Source organism: Kitasatospora sp. NPDC056446 (assembly GCF_042796115.1).
GTDB lineage: Bacteria > Actinomycetota > Actinomycetes > Streptomycetales > Streptomycetaceae > Kitasatospora.
In genome coordinates, this window is sequence record NZ_JBHTRF010000097.1 from 1 (window position 1) to 21,590 (window position 21,590).

The window sequence follows — 21,590 nt, forward strand, 5'->3', positions numbered from 1 at the left end:
GGACTTCCGAAGAAGTCCCGGGCAGCGGCGCATCCGTGTGCGGTCAGGCCGTCGGCTTGGGTTTGCGGGCGACGGTGGCTGCCAGGGCGGCGCAGAGGAGGGCGGCGAGGGCGGCGAAGCCGCTGACGGCGGGGAGCAGGCCGTAGGACTGGACCAGGGCGCCGACGATGACGATGGGCAGGGAGCTGCCGAGGTAGACGATCACCCAGAGGGCGGAGAGCTCCGAGCCCCGGCGTTCCGGGTTCATGGCGGCGACGGCGCTGGTGAACAGGGAGCGGAAGGCGACGCCCTGGCAGGCGCCGCCGAGGACGCTGCCGATGAAGAGCAGGGCCGGGGTGCCGGTGTACCCGGCGGCGACGACCAGGGCGAGGCCGGTGGCCAGGCCGGTCATGCCGAGGGCGATCACCAGGCGGTCGGAGGTCGGCGGGACGAGCAGCTGGGCCGTCGCGGAGGAGCCGAGCAGCAGGGCGGCCACGATGGCGCCGACCAGGTGGGAGTCGGTGTTCAGCAGGTTGGCGGCGAAGGCCGGGGCGAGGCTGAGGTAGACGCCGAACACCGCGTAGGAGACGAAGCCGGCCGTGGCGGCGAGCAGGAACTCGCGGCGGCCGGTGCGCGGCAGCCGCAGGCGCTGCGGGCGCAGGTGGGCCGGGGTGGTGATCCGGGGCGGGGAGGTCGGCGGGCGGTTGCGGCCGGGCATCCGGGGGTGGACGAGGGCCAGCGGCACGCAGAGCGCGAGGAGCGCGACGGCGTGCAGCAGGAACGGTGTCAGCAGCGGGTCGGAGCCGCCGGCCAGCAGGGCGCCGACGACCGGGCCGAGGGCGACGCCGCCGGCGGAACAGGCCAGGGTGATCTTGGCGGCCAGGGTCGGGTGGTCGGGCAGCAGGTCGCCGAGGGCGGCTCCGGCGGCGCCGGTGGACAGGCCGACGGCGATGCCCTGGACGGCGCGGCCGAGGGCGAGCTGCCAGAAGCTGCCGGCGGTGGCGAACACCGCGTCTCCGGCGGCGGCCAGGGCGACGGCGGGCAGGATCAGGGCGCGGCGGCCGAGGTGGTCGGACCAGTGGCCGACCACGGCCAGTACGGGGATCAGCGCGAACACGTAGATCGCGAAGAGGACGGTGGTGTCGAGCGGGGTGAGCGACAGCCGCTGCTGGAGGAGCGCGTAGATCGGCGTGGCCAGGTTGGCGCCGATCAGCATCAGCAGCAGGGCGGTGGCCACCAGGCCGACGCGGATGCCGCGCAGCGCGTTCCAGCGGCTGATCGCGGCGAGCTGGAGCTGGGCCCGTGGGGCGAGCTCCAGGGGAAGCAGGGCCTCCGACAGTCGGCGTCCGTCGAGCTGCGCGGTGCGCAGGCCGGAGCCGGCGGGGGAGAGGTCCGCCATGGCAGGGGTCTCCTGTGGCCGGGCACCACCGGGGTCGGCGGGGTGTGCCGGCGCGCCCGTCCGGAGGCGCTGTGGTGGTGGCCGCGGTGCGGGGCTCCCTGGTGGGGCGAGGTGAGCTGAAGAGGGCCCCTCCGTCCCGGGGTCGGGCGGAGGGCGAAGGGCTTCGTTGCCCCGGTGGCCCGCGCGGGGTGTGCGCGGTGCCAGATCGAAGGATAAGGGGTGGGCGCGCGGATGCGGCGCGCGCCCCTGCGCACGCCCCTTGCGGCCGGGCATCGGGGGTGCCCGGCCTATACGCTGAGGTGGTGAAACGGTACGCGGCGCTGTTGGGCGGACCGATGGCTGAGGGAGAGCGCACAACGATGGCCGGACGACGTCGCAAGAACACCGGTGCCCCCGCGGGAGAGGGCGCGGTCGAGGCGGTGCTGCCCGCCGACCTGGAGCTCCAGGACCTGTACGGGGCGTTCGCCGCGCACGGGCTGGACGATGAGGACCTGGACGACGCGGCGGTCCTGGTACCGCCGGTGAAGCTGCCGTCCGAGCAGGAGCTCGCGGAGCAGGCGAAGGCCGTCCCGATGTTCGGGTTCGCGCTGGCGCTGGCCCGCTGGGCCGCCCCGCACCGGACGGTGGACGAGTTCGGCGACCTGGTCCAGGAGGACCGGGCGCCGGCCGCGCGGCTGCTGGGCCTGGCCCCGGCCGGGGGCGAGGTGCCCGAGGAGGCCGAGGTCGAGGCGCTGCGGGCCTGGTCGCTGGCCTGCGACCTGGACCTGGTGGAGCTCGGCACGACCGCGGAGGGCGAGCACGTCGCCGTCCCGGGCCCGGACCTGGAGCCCGCCGAGCAGGGCGACCCGGAGACCGTCCTGGAGCTGTGGCTGACCGCCGCCGGGATCGTCCGGGAGCTGGCGGTGGAGGCGGACTCGCTCCCGGAGGAGTCCGCGGAGGCGGCCGGGGCGGAGGCCGGGGCCGGAGGGGCGGACGAGGAGGACGAGGACGCGCTCTCCGAGGTCGAGGAGGCCAGGGACGAGGCCGCCGAGCTGCTGGACGAGGCCTTGCAGGTGCTCTACGAGACCACCGCCTTTGCCGAGCCCGGCAACGAGACCGTGCCGCTGGGCGTGCTGGCCGCGCTGCTGGTGGTGCCGGAGGGCGAGGAGCCGAGCGAGGAGCTGCTGGGCGACATCACCGATGTGATGGTCGCACTGGACCCGATGCTGGGCGACCTGGCCGAGCTGGGCCTGCTGGAATACCGCCCGATCGACCCCGAGCTGTTCGACGAGGACGAGGGCGACGAGCCCGCCGTCGTCGGCGAGGAGCCGCTGGACGAGGAGGAGTCGGCCCGCTTCGGCCTGGTCCGGCTCACCCCGCTCGGCCAGTACGGCATCCGGCAGTGGCTGCTGGAGGACGGCTACGACGCGCCGCTGGTCGGCGAACTGGCCCAGGGCGACGCGGCCGAGCTGCTGCGCGGGCTGTGCGAGTCGGCCAACGTGCTGCCCGAGGAGGAGCTGCGGGTGTGGACCGCCGACCGGGAGCCGGTCGCGGCGGGTCGGGAGCTGCTCGCCGCCGCGCGGGGCGGGGACGCGTACGGGCCGCTGCGGCGGATGCTCTGCGTCTCCGCGCTCGACCTGCTGGGCCCCGGCGCCGAGCCGGCCGTCCGGGAGGTGCTGGACGACCCGGAGCTGGGCGGTGCGGCGCGCGCCTGGCTGACCGCGCAGGGCGCGACGGACGTGCCGGTGCCGCCCCGGGCGATGACGCTGTGGACGGTGGTCGACACCTTCGCCGCCCAGCTGCTGGACAACGGCGGTGACGCCGCGCTGCTGCGCGACCTGATCACTGACCTCCCGGCGAAGGGCGATCCGGCGACCTGGTTCGGCGAGCTGTGGCGGGTCGACCACCCGTACACGGCGGACGTCCTGGAGGCGATCGGGGAGCTGCACACGGACCGGGCGATGGCCAAGGAGGCGCGCAAGGCCGCCTTCAAGGCGCGCTCCAAGAAGTGAGCGGTCCGGGGAGCCGGGTGGCCCGGGAAAGCCGGGCCGCCTGAACCCCGGGTGACCGGACTTCGGGCGGCCGGACCCCGGGTGGCCCGAACCCCCCAGTGGTCCGGGCCGCTCCGGCGGGAACGGAGCGGCCCGGCTACGGAAGGTCCAGTGAGCCGCCCTCGGTGAACGGGAAGAACGGGTTGTGCGCCAGCTCCCAGAGGTGGCCGTCCGGGTCCTCGAAGTAGCCGGAGTAGCCGCCCCAGCTCGTCGGGACCGGCGGCTTGACCAGGACGGCGCCGGCCTCGACCGCCGCCGTCATCGCGGCGTCCACCAGCGCGGGGGACTCCAGGTTCACCGCGAGCGTGACGCCGCGGAAGGACGGCTCGCCGGTGGCGGGCACGCCCGCGTCGGCGGCCAGCTCCTCGGTGGGGAAGAGGCCGAGCACCGAGTCGGCGGTGCGGAACCAGACGATCTCCGGGCTGGAGGCGCTGGAGCGTCTCCAGCCGAGGTCCTCGTAGAAGCGGGTGCTGCGGTCGAGGTCGGCGACGCCGAGGGTGACGATGCTGATCCGGGCGGGGAAGTTACCCGGTGCCGTGGCGCTGTCCGTCGTGCTGCTCTGTGCTGTCATGCCGCCAGGTTAGGGAGGGCGGCTGACATCCGGGCGTCCTGACACGGTCACCGCCCCCGTCCGGCAGCGGAGCTGATGACCCGGCAGCTTCGGGCACGTAAGGTGGCGTCAGCGGTGCGGGCGCGAGGACTCGGGGGTGCGGCACAGGATGATGCGGGAGAGCGGCGGCAGGCACCAGGAGTGGAACACCGGGCCCTCGGACCCCGCCCCGGTCCCGGAGCCGCCCGGGCAGGAGGACCGTTTCGCGGACCAGGAGGACTTCTCCCGCCGGACCCTCGCCGCGGCCGACTTCCCGGTGTACGGCGTGGCCTCCGGGCCGGCCCGCACCGGCGAGGCGCTCGCCGCCTTCGAGACCTCGGGCGGGGAACTGCGCTGGGTCGAGGTGCAGTGCGGCGACTGGCGTTCGGCGGCCGGCCCGTACGTGACCGTGCGCACCTACCGGCCGGGAGCCGAGCGCTGCGAGCTGCTGCCCGAGCTGGAGGACGTGGTCGAGGACGAACGCGACCGCGTGTACGAGCAGTTGGGCGTCGACGAGGGCGACGGCCCGGGCCGGGTGCGGGCGCTGCGGGAGTGGATCACGGTGGACGGCGAGCCGTGCGCGCTGGAGGTGCACGAGGACCGTCCGGTGTCGCACCCCTGGACGCCGGCGGACGGACCGGGACCGGTGTGGGCCGGGCGGCTGCGGGTCGGCGGGCTGACCGTGACGGTGTGCGGGCGCGGGGTGGCCCCCGGCGGGGTGGAGCTCGGCGGGATCGGGGACTTCGAGCGCTACCTGCGCGGGCGCGGCGACCTGCTGCGCGACCTGGCCTCCCGGCAGGCCCGGTACGTCCCGGTCGAGGAGCGCGAACTGCCGCCCGCCGTAGGGCTGGAGGCGCACCGGGCACTGATCACGCAGAGCGTCGCGGAGACCGCCGCGATCGAGGCGCAGGTCCGGGCCGGACGCACGCCGAGGCTGCCGCGCGGGCTGCGCGGGGACGCCTGCGCGGTGCGCTGGGAGGCGGCGGTGCGCCAGCAGATGCGGCTGGCCACGGAGACCCGGGAGGAGGCCGCGACGGCGGTCACCACGATGGTCAACCACCTCAACCGGCTTTCCCAGCAGACGCATTGGCTGGTCGGCACGGCGGAGGGCGAAGCGGCCGTCGAGGAGGTGGTCCGGTACACGGTGTTCGCGAGCGAGGTGGCGAGCCTGCCGGCGCAGCGGGCCTGGGCGCAGCTGTGGCGGGACCGGCGGGGCGGCGGGGCGGGGGTCTGGGAGGAGCAGCGGTTGGCCGAGCAGCTGTGGCTGGCGGCCTGGGAGCAGTGGCGGGCCGCGCGGCGCTGACGGCCGTCCGGTGGGCCGGTCGGGGATCCGGCGGCCCTTTCTGGGCGCCGGGCGGGGGCGGAACTGACGGTGCGTTGGTAAAGCGCGGGTCATGCGTCGGTCATCAGTCGGCAAATGGCCGCCCGGATGTGAGGTGGGCGTCATGCCGGGTTCATCCGCCCGGCGGAGCCTGCTGGGCGTCGGCATCCCGCCCCGACGCCCCGCTCATCCCCTCAGGAGTTGCTGCCATGTCGCTGTCCCGCCGGGACTTCGTCAACCGTTCCACCCTCGTCGGGGCCGGCGTGCTGATCGCCGGCAGCGCCGAGGCCCTGGCCAGCGCCCCCGGTGCGATCGCCGCCCCGGCCGGTGGCGAGGCCCCCGTCGCCGCGACCCCCGGGACCAACTCGGCCGGCGGCACGGCCGTCGGCTACGGCCCGCTGGTGCCGGACGCGGCCGGGCTGCTGTCCCTGCCGAAGGGCTTCTCGTACAAGGTCCTGAACCGGGCCGGCGTCACCAAGCTGCGCACCGGTGAGTTCACCCCGAGCAACCACGACGGCACCTCCGCCTTCGAGGACGAGCGCGGCGGCAACTACATGGTCGTCAACCACGAGCTGTCCGGCGCCCGCGCCGGCTGGCCGCACCCGGTGCCGCTGACCGAGGGCCACGTCTACGACCCGGCCGCGGCCGGCGGCTGCACCATCGTGCACGCCAAGCGGGACGGCTCGGTCGAGCAGTGGGTCGGCATCGCCGGCACCGCCACCAACTGCGCGGGCGGCGTGACCCCGTGGGGCACCTGGCTGTCCGGCGAGGAGACCGAGGACAAGGCCGGCAAGAACGGCTTCACCAAGGACCACGGCTACGTCTTCGAGGTCGACCCCTTCGACGACGACTACAACCGTGACCCGCAGCCGGTCAAGGCCTTCGGCCGCTACGCCCACGAGGCCGTGGTCGTGGACCCGAAGCGCGGCCAGGTCTACCTGACCGAGGACGCCTCGAACCCGAACGGCCTGCTGTTCCGCTGGACCCCGCCGGCCGGCTTCAAGCACGGCCGCTACCAGCTGCGCAAGCTGGCCGCAGACGCCGGCGTGCTGGAGGCCTTCAAGGTCTTCGACGCGCAGGGCAAGTTCGTCGACGACCTCTCCCGCGCCACCAAGGTCGGCACCACCTACGGCGTGGACTGGGTCAAGGTCCAGGACCGCGACGCCCGGACCGTCTCGGTGCGCAAGCAGTTCAAGGAGGGCGAGGTCACCCGCGCCCGCAAGCTGGAGGGCATGTGGTGGGGTGACGGCGGCTTCTACTTCGTCTCCAGCTTCGCCCGCTCCGAGAGCCCGCTGCAGCACGACGGCCAGGTGTGGTTCTACAACCCGGCCCGCCGCACCATCACCCTGAAGGTCCTGCTGGGCGTCAACACCGACGTCTGGGGCGACCACGACAACTTCGACGGCCCGGACAACATCACCGTCTCGCCGTACGGCGGCATCGTGATCTGCGAGGACGGCGAGGGCGTCTCGCACCTGTTCGGCGCCACCGAGGACGGGCTGGTCTACCCGATCGCCCGCAACGAGCTGAACATCGGCACCGCCGACAAGCCCGAGTTCAGCGAGTTCACCGGGGTGACCTTCTCGGACGACGGCAAGACCCTGTTCGCCAACATCCAGGTCCCGGGCATCCAGCTGGCCATCACCGGCCCGTGGCGCCGGCTGAACGAGCACAAGCGCGGCCAGGGCTACGGCCAGTGAGCGCAGAGGTGTGAACGCAGGCCTGTGAAGCAGATTTGTGAACGCAGGTTTGTGAGCATGGGGGTGTGAGCTCAGGTTTGTGAGCTCGGGCCTGTGAGCGGAGCGGCTGCCCGCGGACCTAGTCGTCCGCGGGCAGCCGCAGTTGCAGCATCGCCAGCAGGCGCTGCTGCGGCTGGGCGAGGTCGATGCCGGTGAGCTGCTCGGCGCGGCGCACCCGGTAGCGCAGGGTGTTGGGGTGGATGTGCAGGGCGTCGGCGGCCACCCGGACCTCGCCGAGCGCGTCCAGCCAGGCCAGCACCGACTCGCCGAGCCGGGTGCCGTGCCGGCGGTCGTACGCGGTGAGCGCGGTGAGCCGGGGGTCGCGCAGGCCGGTGCGCTCCTGGAGCAGCGCGAGCATCTCGCTGACCAGCACCTCGGCCTGGACGTCGATCAGCGCCGCGACGTCCAGGTCCACGCCGCCGCGGCCCATCGCGTCCAGGATGCGGTCCGCCTGGGCGCGGGAGTCGGGCGCCTGGGCCAGGCCGTCGACGGTCGAGCCGATGGCGGCCCGCAGCGGGATGCCGAGGTGCTCGCGGGCGGCCGTGACCACCTCGGTGGCCCAGTCCCGCACGGTGGTCATCGGCAGGCCGGGCGGCAGTTCGGGCAGCAGCACGTACACCCGGGACTCGATCGGGGCGAGCAGCGCGGTGCGGTGCCGGGCGGCGGTGTGCACCGAGATCAGGCCGGTGACGTCGGAGCGGTGCAGCGCCTCGGTGGTGTGCGCGCCGTACGCCAGCACGGTGGCCGGGCGGCGCAGGTCCAGGCCGAGGTGGGTGGCGAGCGACTGGGGGCCGGTGGAGCCCTCCAGCAGGCCGGTGAGCAGGGTGCGGGTGAGCCGGACGTCGGCGGACAGCTCGCGGCGGCGGCGCACCAGCTGCGCGGCCGCGACCCGGGCCGCGCCGACCAGCGCCTGCTCGGCGAGCGGGGCCAGCGGCTGGGAGCCCTCCTGCACCCAGATGGTGCCGAGCGGCTGCGCCCCGGCCCGGATGCCGACGGCCAGCCGGCGGCGCAGGCCGAGCTCGGGGTGCGGTTCGACCGCGATCGGGGCGTCCGAGCTGCGCAGGTGCTGGAAGATGCCCCACTCGCGGAGCTTGGACAGGTACGGTTCCGGGCCCTGCCAGCCGAGGATGGAGAGCCGGCGCAGGTCGTCGACCTCGTCGGAGTCGGAGGAGCGGGAGTAGGCCAGCACCCGACTGGAGGTGTCCTCGATCGAGACGATGCCGTTGGTGAGCACGGCGACGGTCTGGGCGAGGGAGAAGAGGTCGCCGGCGTTGGGCTCGGGGGTGCCGGGCGCGTCCGGGGCGTCCGGGCCGGCGATGATCGCCCGGGCCAGTGAGTCGAGGTGTTCCCAGCGGGTCTCGCGGCGCACCGAGAGCAGGGCGACGCCCGCCTCGGTGGCGGCCTCGCGCAGCGCGTCGGCCTGGCCGGGGCCGTCCAGCTTCACCGCGACGGCGGCGGCGCCGGCCCGGCCCGCGGCGCGCAGGGCGGGCAGGGCGGCCCGGCCGCGGGCGCCGATCGCGAGGACGAGTTCGCCGGGGGCGGCGGTCGGCGGGTCCTCCGGGTCGAGGATCGCGACGTCGCGGACCGGGACGTCCAACCCCTGGGGGGCGGCCTGGAGTTCGACCAGGGGTTCGCCGAGCGACATCAGCAGCCGGCGGAGCGGCAGGCCGGGGGTGGTCACTCCGGGCCTCCTTCATCCGCTCGGACAACGGTGTGTGGTTGATTTTAGCCGGACGGACAGTGTTGGGGTCTGTCATTCCTAAATAGTTGACTCTGACTATTCAGAGATGGATAGTCGATACTGACCAAGAGATGAGGATGTCTCATGGCGAAGCGACGCAAGGTGTCGAACCCGCTGGCCCTCGCGGTCCTGGCCGAACTCCTGGCCGAGCCGTCGCACCCGTACGAGATGGGTCGCCGGCTCAAGGAGCACGCCAAGGACCGCAACATCAAGTACAACCGCAGCTCGCTGTACATGGTCGTGGAGCAGCTGCGGAAGGCCGGGTTCGTCTCCGAGCAGGAAACCGTCCGCGACACCCAGCGGCCCGAGCGCACCGTCTACGCCCTCACGGAGCAGGGCAGGACGGAGCTCTACGACTGGATGCGCGAACTCGTCGCCGAACCGCAGCACGAGTACCCCGCGTTCGGGGTCTCGCTGTCGCTGCTCATGGTGCTCCCCCCGGCCGAGTCCGTGGAGCTCCTGGGCCGGCGGCGGACCGCCCTGACCGCCGAGGTGGCGGGGATCCGGGCGACGCTGCGCAAGGCCACCGAGGAGGGCGTCGACTGGATCTTCCTGATCGAGGAGGAGTACCGGGTCGGCGGCCTGGAGGCCGAGATCGCCTTCGTCGAGCGCCTCGTCGCACAGCTCCAGGAGCCGGACTTCATCCGGACCTGGCAGGAACACTTCGGGAGTCTGCAATGAGTGCACCGCGTACGTCGAAGAAGGCCCTGGTCATCGGCGGCGGCATCGCCGGCCCGGTGACGGCGCTGGCGCTGCGCAGGGCCGGCGTCGACGCGGAGGTCTTCGAGGCCTACGGGACCTCCGCCGAAGGCATCGGCGGGACCTTCATGATCGCCCCCAACGGGCTCGGCGCGCTGGCCGTCGTCGGACTGGAGGCCGAGGTCGGCCGGATCGGCCAGCCGATCGGGCCGATGCTGATCGAGGACGGCAGGGGCGGCGTCCTGGCCGAGTTCGCCGGCCTCGCCGACCTGCCCCACGGGCGGGTGATGCGCCGCGCCGAGCTGTACGAGGTGCTGCAACGGCGGCTGCGGGAGGCCGGCATCGAGGTGCGGTACGGCAAACGGCTGACCGGCGCCGACGAGACCGCCGACGGCATCACCGCGCACTTCGCCGACGGCAGCAGCGCCACCGGCGACCTGCTGATCGGCGCCGACGGCACCGGCTCCACCGTCCGCACCCTGATCGACCCGGCCGCGCCCGCCGCCCGCTACACCGGCCTGCTCGGCGTCGGCGGCTACAGCCCCTACCGGCTCCCCGGCCGGGCCGGACGCGGCGAGACCATGCATTTCGCCAACGGCGCCCGGGCCTTCTTCGGCTACTGGGCCCTGCCCGACGGCGCCGGCACCGCCTGGTTCAGCAACATCCCGCAGCCCGAGCAGCTCACCGCCGAACAGGCCCGCGCCGTCGGCCGGGAGGGCTGGCTGCACCGCTGCCGCGAGCTGCACGCCGACGACCTGCCCGCCCGGGAGGTGCTGCGGGCGGCCGACGCCGGGACGGTCGAGACCTTCCCCCGGCTGGAGATCATGCCGTCCGTCCCGCACTGGTACCGCGGCCGGATGGTGCTGGTCGGGGACTCGGTGCACGCCCCGTCCAACAGCTCCGGCCAGGGCGTCTCGCTGGCCGTCGAGAGCGCCGTCGAACTCGCCCGCTGCCTGCGCGACCTGCCCGACCACACCGCCGCCTTCGCCGCCTACGAGGCGCTGCGCAGGCCCCGGGTCGAGAAGATCGCCGCCGACGCGGAGCGCACCAACAACCGGAAGTCCTCCGGGGCGGTCGGGCGGATGGTGTTCCGGTTGATCGCGCCGCTCGCGATGCGCACCTTCATGAGCCCGGAGAAGATGCTGCGGCCGGTCCACGGCTACCGGATCGACTGGGAGCGGCGCGCGGCCTGACCGTCCGGTGGCCCGGTGGCCCGGTGGCCCGGTGGCCCGGTGGCCCGGTGGGATGGGTGGGGCGGTGGGGCGGTGGGGTGGGTGGGACGGGTGGGACGGCAGGGGTGGGGGAGGCTGCCGGGGCCGGCGTGCGGGGCGGCCGTGACCGCGGCGTGACCTCCTTGGTCGGGGCGGACAACTCCGTACGGGGGAATTTAGCCGCCCGGCCAATCAAGTGGCCCCGCGGCCAGGAATAGCGTTCGTGCTGTGGCCGGCGTGCGACCCGCGCCGGCAATCCCCCCGCATTGAACGAAGGAGAGCGTGCGCTCTATGGACGCTGTGACCCAGGTCCCCGCGCCGGTGAACGAGCCGGTCCGCAGCTACGCCCCCGGGAGCCCGGAACGGGCCCGTCTGGAGGCCAAGCTGAAGGAGCTGGGCGGCCAGGAGCCGGTCCAGCTGACCATGACGATCAACGGTGAGCGCCGGATGGGCGCCGGCACCGAGATCCACGTCGTCCAGCCGCACAACCACGCGGCGAGGCTCGGCACCCTGCGCAACGCCACCCAGGCCGACGCGCAGGACGCCATCGACACTGCCCTGGCCGCTGCTCCGGCCTGGCAGGCGCTCTCCTTCGACTCCCGCGCCGCGATCTTCCTCAAGGCCGCCGACCTGCTGGCCGGCCCCTGGCGCGAGACGCTGGCCGCCGCCACCATGCTCGGCCAGTCGAAGACGGCCCAGCAGGCCGAGATCGACACCCCCTGCGAGCTGGTCGACTTCCTGCGCTTCAACGTGCACTTCGCCCGCCAGATCATGGCCGAGCAGCCGATCTCCTCGGACGGCGTGTGGAACCGCAGCGACCACCGCCCGCTGGAGGGCTTCGTCTACGCGATCACCCCGTTCAACTTCACCGCGATCGCCGGCAACCTGCCGACCGCGCCCGCGCTGATGGGCAACGTGGTGCTCTGGAAGCCGTCCCCGACCCAGCAGTTCTCCGCGCACCTGCTGATGCAGCTGCTGGAGGAGGCCGGCCTGCCCAAGGGCGTCATCAACATGGTCACCGGCGACGGCCTGGCCGTCTCCGAGGTCGCGCTCAAGCACCCGGCGCTGGCCGGCATCCACTTCACCGGCTCCACCGCCACTTTCCAGCACCTGTGGCGCGAGGTCGGCACCAACATCGCCGGCTACCGCACCTACCCGCGGATCGTCGGCGAGACCGGCGGCAAGGACTTCCTGGTCGCCCACCCGTCGGCGGACCCGAAGGTCCTGAAGACCGCCATGACCCGCGGCGCCTTCGAGTTCCAGGGCCAGAAGTGCTCGGCGCTCTCCCGTGCCTACGTCCCCGCGTCGCTGTGGGCCGGGCTGAAGGACGAGTTCGCCGCCGAGGTCGACGGCCTCACCATGGGCGACGTCTCCGACCTGTCGAACTTCATGTCGGCCGTCATCGACGAGCGCGCCTTCGCCAAGAACAAGGCCGCCATCGACCGCGCCCAGGCGGACTCCTCCGTGGAGGTCCTCGCCGGCGGCACCTACGACGACTCCGTCGGCTACTTCGTCCGCCCGACCGTCCTGGTCTGCCAGGACCCGGCGAGCGAGTACTTCAAGGACGAGTACTTCGGCCCGATCCTGGCCGTGTACGTCTACGAGGACGAGAAGTACGACGAGATGCTGGCCCAGATGGAGTCGGCGTCCGCCTACGGCCTGACCGGCGCGATCATCGCCCAGGACCGCGCGGCGGCCCAGGACGCGATGCAGAAGCTGCGCTTCGCGGCCGGCAACTTCTACATCAACGACAAGCCGACCGGCGCCGTCGTCGGCCAGCAGCCCTTCGGCGGCGGCCGGGCCTCCGGCACCAACGACAAGGCCGGCGCCAAGCAGAACCTGACGCGCTGGACGTCGACCCGCTCGGTCAAGGAGACCTTCGTCCCGCCGACCGACTACCGCTACCCGCACATGGGCTGACCAGCCCCTCCGACCACCCGGCTCCCCAGTAGCCACCGGTCACCCGCGACGCCCGGCCCCGCAGCCGGGCGTCGCCCCGCCGGGACGGCGGCCCGCCCGCCGGCCGTCCACCGCCACCCCTTCGTGGGACGGCTGCGCGCGGCGTCCTGACGCCGCCGTCCCGGCCCTTCTGCCACCCTTGGAAACACCAGCTCCAGGAGTTCACGATGCTCCGTTCCGCCCTTCTCGCGGCCTCCCGGTCCCCGCAGGTCCGCACCGTGGTCGAGAAGTTCCCCCCGACCCACGCGATAGTCGACCGCTTCGTCGCCGGCGAAGCCCTCGACGACGCGGTCACCGCCTGCGACGACCTGGTCGCCACCGGCCGCAAGGTCACCCTGGACCACCTCGGCGAGGACACCAAGGACGCCGCCCAGGCCGCCGGCACCGCCGAGGCCTACGAGCACCTGCTCAAGGCCCTCAAGGAGACCGGCCTGGCGGCCGGCTCCGAGGTGTCGGTCAAGCTGTCGGCCGTCGGCCAGTTCCTCCCGGTGGACGGCGAGAAGATCGCGCTGGAGAACGCCCGCCGCATCTGCGCGGCCGCCGCCGACGCGGGCACCACGGTGACCCTCGACATGGAGGACCACACCACCACCGACTCCACCCTCGCCATCGCCCGCGAGCTGCGGACGGACTTCCCCTGGCTGGGCGTCGTCCTCCAGGCCTACCTGCGCCGCACCGAGGCCGACTGCCGCGAGTTCTCCGGCCCCGGCTCCCGCGTGCGCCTGTGCAAGGGCGCCTACAAGGAGCCCGAGTCGGTCGCCTTCCAGGGCAAGCACGAGGTCGACCTCGCGTACGTCCGCGCGCTGAAGATCCTGATGGCGGGCGAGGGCTACCCGATGATCGCCTCGCACGACCCCAACATGATCAAGATCGCCGGCCAGCTGGCCCAGTGGAACGGCCGCAAGCGGGACTCCTTCGAGTACCAGATGCTGTTCGGCATCCGCCCCGAGGAGCAGCTGCGCCTCGCCGGCGAGGGCAACACGATGCGGGTGTACCTCCCGTACGGCCAGGAGTGGTACGGCTACTTCATGCGCCGCCTCGCCGAGCGCCCGGCCAACCTGACCTTCTTCCTGCGCGCCATGGCCACCCGCGGCTGACCCGGCGCCCCACAGCCACGGCCCGCACCCCTGACGGGGGGTGCGGGCCGTCGTGCGTACTCAGAGGAACGGTTTGGTGTCGAGCTCGAACCCGAACGGCGCGGGGAGGGCGAGCGGCTCGCCGAAGGCCGCCAGATGGACCTCCGTGTACTCCTCGCGGTGCGGTTTGCCGTAGAGGCTGACCTGGGACTTCTCGCGATCGACGAGGAGGTACAGCGGGATGCCGGCCCGCGCGTAGCAGTGGGGCTTGGTGATGCGGTCCTGGTCCGGCTTGGTCGAGGTGATCTCGGCGACCATGGCCACACCGTCCGGCTCCATCCAGGACGGTGCGCCGCGGAACAGGCGGAGCTCCTCGGGGGCGAACGTGGCGTCGGGGGTGACGTGGTTCTTCGGGCAGAGGCCGCCGCTCACGAGGCGGAGACCCTTACCGCCCGAAATGCTCATGTCGGTCTCGGAGTGCCGGATCACCTGCTTGAGCAGGTGGTTGATGTGGTCCTCGTGATCGCCGTCCGGCGGTGGTGCCACGGTGATCTCTCCCTCGATGAGTTCGGCTCGGAAGCCTTCGGGGGAGTGCAGGCTCAGGAAGCTCTCCAGCAGGATGTCGGCCTGCGACGGGGAGTCCGTGATCGGTTGCTCATGCGCCACAGCACTCATGATGCCCCTCCTTCAGATGGGCGTCACGCTATTCGCCGCTGGGCCGGGTTGTGCGGTGCACGGTGGACTTCACCCGATGGTGTGGGTTTGGGGCCCGGCATAGGATCCCGTGCTGGTGATCGACAACGGCGGACGGACCTGCGGCGGGTCGGCGGGGCGATCGAGGAGTAGGACCCGTTGGCGGCGGGTCCCCTACAGCGGGCGGTACATGACGTGCAGGCCGACGTAGCCGTCGACCGGGTGGTGGAAGGCCTCGGGGACGGTGCCGACGATCTCGAAGCCGAGCGACTCGTAGAGCTTCACGGCGTTCCGGTTGGCGGCGACCACCGCGTTGTACTGCATGGCGCGGAAGCCGGACCGGCGGGCCCAGTCGAGGGTGTACTCGACCAGGGCCCGCCCGATGCCCCGGCCGTGGTGGGCCGGGTCGACCATGTAGCTTGCGCTGGCGACGTGCCCGCCGTTGCCCGGGCGGTTCCGGTTCATGTTGGCGGTGCCGACGATCCGTCCGTCGTCGTCCACCGCGACCACCGTGCGGTTGGGGGCGGCGAGCAGCCACCATTCCCGGCCCAGCTCGGAGGGCATGTCGAGGGGGTAGGGGAAGGTCTCGCCGGCGGCGACGATGGCCCGGAAGAAGGGCCAGATGGCCGGCCAGTCCTCGGGGGTGGCTTCACGGATCTGCATCCGCACAGGATGATCGCCGGACGGCCCGGCGGGCCACCGGTTTTCGGGGCCGCTGGTTGTCCGGGGTGCCGGGTCTCCGGCCCGCCGGGTGCGGGTCAGCCGCCGAGGACGGCGTCCTCGACCAGGGCCGCGGTGTTGGCCTGGCCCCGCGCGTTCGGGTGCACCACCGCGTACTTCAGCGGGAGGAGGCTGGTCAGCACGCCGTCGACCCAGTGGTCGGTGTCGCAGACGCCGTGGCCGGCCGTGGCGGGGTAGAGGTCCACGAAGGTGTCGCCGTGGGCGGCGGTGTCCCGGGCGATGACCGCGTTGAGCGGCTCCAGGACGGCCGTCCGGGCCCAGGCGAGGTCCCCGCCGGTGAAGGTGGCGAACTGGAGCAGGTCGCCGTACCGGCAGAGGCCGGTGTCCTCGGGGACGAGGTGGGGGTAGCCGACGGTGACGACCCTGGCGGCCGGGGCCTTGGCGTGCACTGCGGTGAGCATCCGGTCGTAGTTCGTCCGGAGCCGGTCGAGGCGGTCGGGCAGGCTCGCGTCGTACTTGTCCTTGCAGGGTGTGCCCTGGCCGAGGGTGGCGGCGCCGAGCTCGATGCAGTTCTTGAGGATGTCGGCGAAGCCGAGGTCGTTGCCGCCGATCCCGATGGTGACCAGGTCGGTGGCCGGGCCGACGGCGTCCAGCTGTACCGGGACGGGCGGGTAGGGCGCGTCGGGGTCGGAGCCGAGTGGCGGGAGCGGGCGGCCGAGCGGCGAGAGCCCGGTCGCGTAGACGTTCTCGGTGGTGGCGCCGCTGCAGCTGACGTTGCCCAGGTCGACCAGGGAGCCGAGGTCCCGGCGGATGATCTCGGGGTAGGACAGGACGGTCCGGGCGCAGCCGTCGCGGGGTTCGGTCAGGTCGCCGGTGGCCTCGATGATGCCCGCCGTGTAGGAGTCGCCGGTGGCGACCCAGTTCACCGGCCGGGTGCGGGTGGACGGCCGGGCGGCGGTCTGGGCGGTGGCCTGGGCGGTGGTGGGGGTGGTCAGCCCGGCGGCGAGCACCACGGCGGTGCCGGCGACGGCGAGGCGGGACAGGAAGCGGGGCACGGTCTCTCCTCAGTGCGTGCAGGGGAGAGTGCGAATCACCCCCCTGAGAGTCAATCGAGTCGGTGCGTGGACGACTTGATGCCTCAGGAGGGTGAATTCACAGGCGTTTCCGTGATGCCGGGGGCGTCCTGTGCCGGGTCAGAGCAGCGCGGCGGCGGGCTCGATCATCGCGCGGGCGGTCTTGCCGTCGACGTACTCGCCGAGCGCCGTCATCTCCCACTCGCCGCCCGGGCGGCGGACCAGCTTGCACATCACCACGCCGGTGCGCGGCTCGGAGTGGGTGAGGTCGAAGCGGACCAGTTCCTCGCCCGTACGGTCGTCCAGCAGGCGGCAGTAGGCGTCCCGGACGTCGGTGAACTTCTGGCCGGAGAAGGAGTTGACGACGAAGACCAGTCCGTGGACCTCGGCCGGCACGCCCTCCAGGTGGACGGTGATCACCTCGTCGTCGCCGCCCGCGCCGCCGACCAGGTTGTCGCCGGAGTGGGCGATCGCGCCCTTGAAGATGGTCAGCTTCATGAACCAGGCCGTCTCCAGGCGCTTGTGGCGGGCGTCGAAGGCCAGGCAGGAGGCGTCCAGGTCGATGTCGCGGCCGCGGGCGGCGGACTTCCAGCCGAGGGCCATCCGGATCGAGGAGAGGAAGGGGCGGCCGTTCTTGACGAGGGAGACGGAGCTGCCCTTGACCAGGTTGACCCGGCCCTTGTCCAGGGTGACCTTGGCGGGAGCGGCCCCGGGAGCGGCGGGAGCGGCCGGGGGAGCGGGGGGTGCCGGGGGCATCGGGTGCGAGCCGGTGGCGAGGGCGATCCGCGGGTCGACCGGGGGCGCGGCGGGCGCGGGCGGGGCGGCGGGAGGCGCGGGCGGGGCGGCCGGCGGGAACGGGAGCTGGAGGGTCGCGTCGGCGGGTGCGGGTGCGGGTGCGGGTGCGGGTGCGGGTGCGGCGACGGGGGCCGGGGTGGCCGGGGCGGCCGGTGCGGACTGGGCGGCCGGGGTGTCGTCGACGGTCACGCCGAAGTCGGTGGCGATGCCCGCGAGGCCGTCGGCGTAGCCCTGGCCGACCGCGCGCACCTTCCAGGCGCCGTTGCGCAGGTAGACCTCGACCACGATGAGCGCGGTCTCCAGGCCCAGCCGGGGCGGGGTGAAGGTGGCCAGGACCTCGCCGCTGTCGGCGTCGCGGACGGTCGCGGTGGGCTCGATCCCGGCGAAGGTGGAGGCCTGGTCGGCGGGGCTGGCGGTGACCACGATCTTGGTGATGTCGGCGGGGACGGACCGGGTGTCGACCGTGATCGCGTCGGGGGTGCCGGCGGTGGCCGGGCGGTGGCTGACGCCGGGGCCGTGCGGGGCGTTGAAGAAGACGAAGTCGGCGTCCGAGCGGACCTTCCCGGCGTCGGTCAGCAGCAGGCCGGAGACGTCCAGCGCCTTGGGTGCGGTGACCTCGACGGTCACCCGCGCGGCGGTCAGCGGTGCGTTGCCGCCTTGGGTCAGGACGGTGGGCACGGACTCCTCCTCGGGTGCGGGACGACGGCCCCGGACGAGGACCGTTGGGGGCGTCCGGCCGGGTGTGCCCACAGTAACGAACGAGGGTGCGGGGATGCGCCCGTCGGGGCAGCTCAGCTGTCGGATCGTCGGACTGTCGGGACATTGTCACGACGGACGGCCGGAGCTGCGACGGCCGGAGCCGCGATGGTCTGCCGGGCCGGCAGGGCCCGGCCCGGGCCGTCAGCGGGGCGCGGGGCCCTTCGGGCCGGCCGGGACTCCGGGGGCCTGCGGGGTGCCGGGGGCGAGGGGCACGGCGGGCGGCGCGACGGGGGCGGGGGCGGGTGCCGGAGCGGGCCCGAAGCCGCCGAGCGCGGCGACCGCGCGGGGGTGGTCGAGGGCGAACGCGGCGGCGCTCCAACTCTCCGCCGGGGCCGACTTGCGCAGCGCGGACGGGTCCACGGCCGGGCGGGCTCCGCGCACGCCGAAGGTGTAGCGGCCGGGCGGGACGTCGGTGCCGGGCGGGGTGGTGAAGCGGTAGACCAGGGTGCCGCGCTCCTGTTGGGCGGTGACCACCGCGCCCGGCAGGTCGGTCCAGGCGGTGCCGGTGCCCGCCGCCGAGTCGCCCGGGACGAGCCGGAACTCGGTCTGCAGCGCGGTGACGGGCTCGGTCACGGTGAGGCCGAGTTCGTGCCGCAGGCCGTCGCGGCCGAGCGGGGCGACCAGGGAGGCGCCGGACAGGGCGTGGTCCGCGGCAGGGTCCGAGCCGGGGTCCGAGCCGGGGTCCGAGCCGGGGTCCGTCCCGGTGCCGGGCGGGCCGGGGTCGGGGGCGTCGGGACCGGTCGGGCCCGGAGCGCTCGGGCCGCCGGGGCCGGGTGCGCCGCTGCCGTCGCCGGGGGCGCTGCCGACCGGCGGGGGCCCGGGCCGGGCGGCAGTGGGGGGCTTCGGGGCGGGGGCGTTCGGCGACTGGCCGGAGGAGGGCTGCCCGGACGAGGCCTGGTCGGGCTGTCCGGCGCCCGCAGACGGCGGGGTCGGGGCGGGCGAGGCGCCGCCCGGGGCCGACGCGTCCGCGTCCGTGCCGGTGAGCTGGGTGCCGAAGAGCTGCGGGTCGCGCCCGGTGGCGGCCTGACCGCCGGTCGGGCCCGGGTGTGCCGAGCGGTCGGCGGGCGGGGCGGCCGAGGCCGGTGCCGCCCCCGAGGGGTGGGTCGAGGGGTGCGTGGACGGGTGTGCCGGGGTCCGGGCGCCGGACGGGCCGTCGGAGGCCGGGGTGGCGGTCGCGGTCTGCGCGGCGGCGGCGTCGGCCTGGTCGGTGGCGCCGGGGGTGGGCGGCGGGGTGGAGCCGACCCGGGCGACACCGGCCCGACGGCCCACTCCCTGCTGCTCGTTGAGCAGGAGGGTGGTGGCGATGCTGATGCCGACGACGGTGGACATGGCCATCGCGGCACCGGAGAAGCGCAGGGTGGGCAGTCGGAACCGGCCGCCGAACGGGCGCGGCCGCCCGTGCCGGCCGTGCCGCTCGGGCTCGTGCCACACGTCCCGCGCGGTGTCCTCGCGCACAGCCACCGGACCCCTCCCTCCCCGAAAGCCGCCGTCGCGTCGCCGTATTCTCCCACGCGCCGCCCCGGGCCCGGTTCCGGCCGCCGAGGGCCGTTCCGCCGCGGGCCCGCGCCGGGGAGGGGGAGAGCGTACCAGCGGGCGGTCACCCCGTGGACGGCTTCCATCCATTTCGTGGACATCCGTTCGATGTACGGAAGTTGACGTTCCGTCCGACAAGCACGGTTCGGGTCGGTTGCCCCGGACAGAGGCTATTGCAACCCCCTTGCAACCCTTGCCCGTCCGGCACGCGGTGGCGCACGCTGAGCACATCCCACGCCGTCCCGGAGAGACCGTCATGCCGCCCGACCCGCTGTCCGCAGCCTCAAGTGCACCCCTCGCCGCCACCCCCACGGGCGGCGATGGGGACGGCTCCACCGCCGCTCCGGCGGCGGTGGAGGAGGTGCTGACCCTGCGGATCTCGCTGGGCGAGGAGGTGGTCGGCGAGGTGCGCACCCGCTTCCGGTTCGACGCCGCCCGCCCGTACGAGGTGCTGCTGACGTTCCACCTGGGCCGGCCGGACGAGGCCGACTGGGTGTTCTCGCGCGAACTGCTGCGCGACGGCCTGCGCACGTTGAGCGGCCAGGGCGACGTCAAACTGTGGCCGGCCTACTGCCCGTGCCACGGCTCGACGTTGCACCTGGCACTCGAATCCCCGCACGGCAGCGCCCTGCTGGAGGCCTCCAAGCCCCGGGTGCAGGCCTGGCTGGACCGGACCTACGCGCTGGTCTCCGAGCAGCGGGAACGCGAGTGCGGGCCCACCGACGCCGAGCTGGCCGAACTGCTCGCGAACGGCTGAGCCGGGCCGCCGCGCGACGGCCCGGAAAACGCCCGGCCGCCCGGCCGCCCGGTCGGACGGTTCAGACGGTCAGACGGCCGGATGGTCGGTCTCAGCGGCCGAGCGCGGCATCCCCGGGCGGGCGCGGTGGCGGCACGGACGCCGGGCCGGGCAGCCGGGCCGTCCCGGTCGCCAGCGCCGCCCGCAGCCGCCGGACGGCCGGGGCCGAGGAGGCGGGCAGCAGGTCGTACGGGTCCTCCGGCCCGTCCACGGTGACCAGCACCGACTCGGCGATCCGGTACGGCCGGTGGGCCAGCAGCCCGCCCAGGTAGCGGCGCAGCCGGGACAGCTCGGCGCGGACCGTCACCGTCCGGCCCGCGTCGCCGAACAGCGCCCCGGCGAGCTGGGCGGCGGTGCTGCCCTCGCGCGCGGTGGCGAGGAGGAGCAGCAGTTCGGCGTGGCGCGGGCTGAGCGGGTGGGACCAGCTGCCGGCCGCGCCGCTGACGGACAGCTCCGGGCGGTCCGGTCGGCGCAGGTCGAGCCTGAGCCGGGCGCCTTCGGCCTGTTCGGCGGTCACGGTGCCCGAGCCGTCCTCGTCGGGCGGACGGACCGGGCGCACCAGCCAGCCGTCGGCCAGCGGTTCCAGCACGCATTCGCCGAGGCCGGGCACCCAGTGCACGGCCGCCGGGGACCAGCCCTCGCTGGGCACCCGCAGCCGGTTGGGCGGCGGCAGCCCGGCGGCGGCGGCGGTCCAGCCGGCCGCGTCCACCACCAGGGCCGGGCCGCCGACCCGGGCGAGCAGCGGGGCGGCCAGGGTGCGCAGCTGGTGCAGTGCCTCCAGCCGGTGGGCGCGCAGCTCGGTCTCGGCGAGCCGGGCGGCGGTGGCGGTGAGCTGGAGGAGGTACGGGCGGATGCTGTGCGCCGGGCCGCTCAGGTTGACGGCGCCGACCAGTTGCCCGGTGCCGGGGTCGTGCACGGGCGCGGCCACGCAGGTCCAGGAGTGGTGGCTGCGCAGGTAGTGCTCGGCGGAGTGGACGTGCATCGGGCGCCGGGCACGCAGGGCGACGGCGATGCCGTTGGTGCCGACGGTCTCCTCGGTCCAGCGGGCGCCGGTGATGAAGCCGATCCGGTCGGCGCTGCGGCGCAGGCCGCGTTCGCCCTCCTGCCAGAGGACGTGGCCGTCGGCGTCGGCGACGGCGAGGATCAGCGGGACCGCGTCGGTGGGTTCGATCAGGGTCTGGCGCAGGACGGGCATGATCGAGTCGAGCCCGCTGGAGCGGCGGCGCCGTTCGAGCTCGGCCGGGCCGAGCAGGGTGGTGGTGGCCCCGGTGTCGGGGTCGAGGCCGAGGCGGCGCAGCCGGGCCCAGGAGTCGCCGATCTCGGGGCGGGGTTCGAGCAGGCCGGGGGCGCCGGGCTCCTCGGGGGAGGCGACGGTCAGTTCCCGGGCGGCGGCGTCGGCGAGGGTGCGGTCGTGGACCTTGGCCAGTTCGGCCGCGGTCGGCGGGGTGCGGCGCTCTGGTCGTCGGGACTGCCGTCCGGTCTGCCGCACTCGTTCCGCTCCTCGCCGCCGTTCGAGG

General features: G+C 74.2%; 17 protein-coding genes. 8 read left to right on the top strand and 9 right to left on the bottom strand.

Annotated features, from left to right (window positions below; genetic code table 11):
* Positions 1–43: 43 nt before the first annotated feature.
* The gene (locus ACFQ6N_RS35940; RefSeq protein ID WP_380658223.1) at positions 44–1,378 is read right to left on the bottom strand and encodes an MFS transporter; all 1,335 of its coding nucleotides are present in this window, start codon (positions 1,376–1,378) and stop codon (positions 44–46) included.
* A 359-nt stretch (positions 1,379–1,737) separates the two neighbouring features.
* Between ACFQ6N_RS35940 and ACFQ6N_RS35945 the strand changes: the two genes are divergently transcribed.
* Positions 1,738–3,369, top strand: coding sequence for a hypothetical protein (locus ACFQ6N_RS35945; RefSeq protein WP_380658225.1), 1,632 nt, complete (start codon positions 1,738–1,740; stop codon positions 3,367–3,369).
* 136 nt (positions 3,370–3,505) lie between these two features.
* Here ACFQ6N_RS35945 and ACFQ6N_RS35950 read toward each other — a convergent pair whose 3' ends face one another.
* Positions 3,506–3,979, bottom strand: coding sequence for a VOC family protein (locus tag ACFQ6N_RS35950; RefSeq protein ID WP_380658226.1), 474 nt, complete (start codon positions 3,977–3,979; stop codon positions 3,506–3,508).
* A 136-nt stretch (positions 3,980–4,115) separates the two neighbouring features.
* On the opposite strand from ACFQ6N_RS35950, the gene ACFQ6N_RS35955 reads away from it, so the two are divergent.
* Together ACFQ6N_RS35955 and ACFQ6N_RS35960 are read left to right on the top strand one after the other, a co-directional pair.
* Positions 4,116–5,300, top strand: coding sequence for a hypothetical protein (locus ACFQ6N_RS35955; RefSeq protein ID WP_380658227.1), 1,185 nt, complete (start codon positions 4,116–4,118; stop codon positions 5,298–5,300).
* 227 nt (positions 5,301–5,527) lie between these two features.
* A complete protein-coding gene (locus ACFQ6N_RS35960) occupies positions 5,528–7,018 on the top strand; it encodes an alkaline phosphatase PhoX (protein WP_380658229.1) in 1,491 nt (496 codons plus the stop codon).
* Between the two features lie 118 nt (positions 7,019–7,136).
* Here the strand turns inward: ACFQ6N_RS35960 and ACFQ6N_RS35965 are convergent, their stop codons facing one another.
* Positions 7,137–8,738 (bottom strand): PucR family transcriptional regulator, encoded by a 1,602-nt coding sequence (locus ACFQ6N_RS35965; protein WP_380658231.1) that lies wholly within the window; start codon positions 8,736–8,738, stop codon positions 7,137–7,139.
* Positions 8,739–8,882: 144 nt separating this feature from the next.
* On the opposite strand from ACFQ6N_RS35965, the gene ACFQ6N_RS35970 reads away from it, so the two are divergent.
* From ACFQ6N_RS35970 to ACFQ6N_RS35985, 4 genes are all read left to right on the top strand, one after another.
* Positions 8,883–9,479 carry a PadR family transcriptional regulator gene (locus ACFQ6N_RS35970; RefSeq protein WP_380658232.1) on the top strand — a complete coding sequence of 199 codons (597 nt, stop codon included), beginning with the start codon at positions 8,883–8,885 and terminating at the stop codon, positions 9,477–9,479.
* Positions 9,476–10,690, top strand: coding sequence for an FAD-dependent oxidoreductase (locus tag ACFQ6N_RS35975; RefSeq protein ID WP_380658233.1), 1,215 nt, complete (start codon positions 9,476–9,478; stop codon positions 10,688–10,690). The genes ACFQ6N_RS35970 and ACFQ6N_RS35975 overlap by 4 nt, the downstream gene beginning before the upstream one ends.
* Before the next feature lie 309 nt (positions 10,691–10,999).
* Positions 11,000–12,628, top strand: coding sequence for an L-glutamate gamma-semialdehyde dehydrogenase (gene pruA, locus ACFQ6N_RS35980; RefSeq protein WP_380658234.1), 1,629 nt, complete (start codon positions 11,000–11,002; stop codon positions 12,626–12,628).
* A 206-nt stretch (positions 12,629–12,834) separates the two neighbouring features.
* Entirely contained in the window at positions 12,835–13,764 is a 930-nt protein-coding gene (locus tag ACFQ6N_RS35985; RefSeq protein ID WP_380658235.1) for a proline dehydrogenase family protein, read from the top strand.
* Between the two features lie 60 nt (positions 13,765–13,824).
* Here the strand turns inward: ACFQ6N_RS35985 and ACFQ6N_RS35990 are convergent, their stop codons facing one another.
* From ACFQ6N_RS35990 to ACFQ6N_RS36010, 5 genes are all read right to left on the bottom strand, one after another.
* Positions 13,825–14,418, bottom strand: a complete 594-nt coding sequence (locus ACFQ6N_RS35990) for a Uma2 family endonuclease (RefSeq protein WP_380658236.1) — start codon at positions 14,416–14,418, stop codon at positions 13,825–13,827.
* A 192-nt stretch (positions 14,419–14,610) separates the two neighbouring features.
* Entirely contained in the window at positions 14,611–15,099 is a 489-nt protein-coding gene (locus ACFQ6N_RS35995) for a GNAT family N-acetyltransferase (RefSeq protein WP_380658238.1), read from the bottom strand.
* Between the two features lie 95 nt (positions 15,100–15,194).
* On the bottom strand, positions 15,195–16,172 hold the full coding sequence (locus ACFQ6N_RS36000) for an SGNH/GDSL hydrolase family protein (RefSeq protein ID WP_380658240.1): 978 nt from the start codon (positions 16,170–16,172) through the stop codon (positions 15,195–15,197).
* A gap of 138 nt (positions 16,173–16,310) precedes the next feature.
* Positions 16,311–17,663: a TerD family protein gene (locus ACFQ6N_RS36005; RefSeq protein ID WP_380658241.1), complete on the bottom strand. Its 1,353-nt coding sequence runs from the start codon at positions 17,661–17,663 to the stop codon at positions 16,311–16,313.
* 222 nt (positions 17,664–17,885) lie between these two features.
* Positions 17,886–19,205 (bottom strand): hypothetical protein, encoded by a 1,320-nt coding sequence (locus ACFQ6N_RS36010; protein WP_380658243.1) that lies wholly within the window; start codon positions 19,203–19,205, stop codon positions 17,886–17,888.
* A gap of 328 nt (positions 19,206–19,533) precedes the next feature.
* On the opposite strand from ACFQ6N_RS36010, the gene ACFQ6N_RS36015 reads away from it, so the two are divergent.
* Positions 19,534–20,034 (top strand): SsgA family sporulation/cell division regulator, encoded by a 501-nt coding sequence (locus tag ACFQ6N_RS36015; protein ID WP_380658245.1) that lies wholly within the window; start codon positions 19,534–19,536, stop codon positions 20,032–20,034.
* A 91-nt stretch (positions 20,035–20,125) separates the two neighbouring features.
* On the opposite strand, the gene ACFQ6N_RS36020 is transcribed toward ACFQ6N_RS36015, so the two are convergent.
* Entirely contained in the window at positions 20,126–21,562 is a 1,437-nt protein-coding gene (locus tag ACFQ6N_RS36020; RefSeq protein WP_380658247.1) for a GAF domain-containing protein, read from the bottom strand.
* Positions 21,563–21,590 lie beyond the last annotated feature (28 nt).

Bases quoted from the DNA above. Each gene is read 5' to 3' on its own strand.
- ACFQ6N_RS35995 (WP_380658238.1), bottom strand. From the start codon at position 15,099: ATGCAGATCCGTGAAGCCACCCCCGAGGACTGGCCGGCCATCTGGCCC.
- ACFQ6N_RS35990 (WP_380658236.1), bottom strand. From the start codon at position 14,418: ATGAGTGCTGTGGCGCATGAGCAACCGATCACGGACTCCCCGTCGCAG.
- ACFQ6N_RS35945 (WP_380658225.1), top strand. From the start codon at position 1,738: ATGGCCGGACGACGTCGCAAGAACACCGGTGCCCCCGCGGGAGAGGGC.
- ACFQ6N_RS35940 (WP_380658223.1), bottom strand. From the start codon at position 1,378: ATGGCGGACCTCTCCCCCGCCGGCTCCGGCCTGCGCACCGCGCAGCTC.
- ACFQ6N_RS35950 (WP_380658226.1), bottom strand. From the start codon at position 3,979: ATGACAGCACAGAGCAGCACGACGGACAGCGCCACGGCACCGGGTAAC.
- ACFQ6N_RS35985 (WP_380658235.1), top strand. From the start codon at position 12,835: ATGCTCCGTTCCGCCCTTCTCGCGGCCTCCCGGTCCCCGCAGGTCCGC.
- ACFQ6N_RS35975 (WP_380658233.1), top strand. From the start codon at position 9,476: ATGAGTGCACCGCGTACGTCGAAGAAGGCCCTGGTCATCGGCGGCGGC.
- ACFQ6N_RS35960 (WP_380658229.1), top strand. From the start codon at position 5,528: ATGTCGCTGTCCCGCCGGGACTTCGTCAACCGTTCCACCCTCGTCGGG.
- ACFQ6N_RS35970 (WP_380658232.1), top strand. From the start codon at position 8,883: ATGGCGAAGCGACGCAAGGTGTCGAACCCGCTGGCCCTCGCGGTCCTG.
- ACFQ6N_RS36015 (WP_380658245.1), top strand. From the start codon at position 19,534: ATGCCGCCCGACCCGCTGTCCGCAGCCTCAAGTGCACCCCTCGCCGCC.
- pruA (WP_380658234.1), top strand. From the start codon at position 11,000: ATGGACGCTGTGACCCAGGTCCCCGCGCCGGTGAACGAGCCGGTCCGC.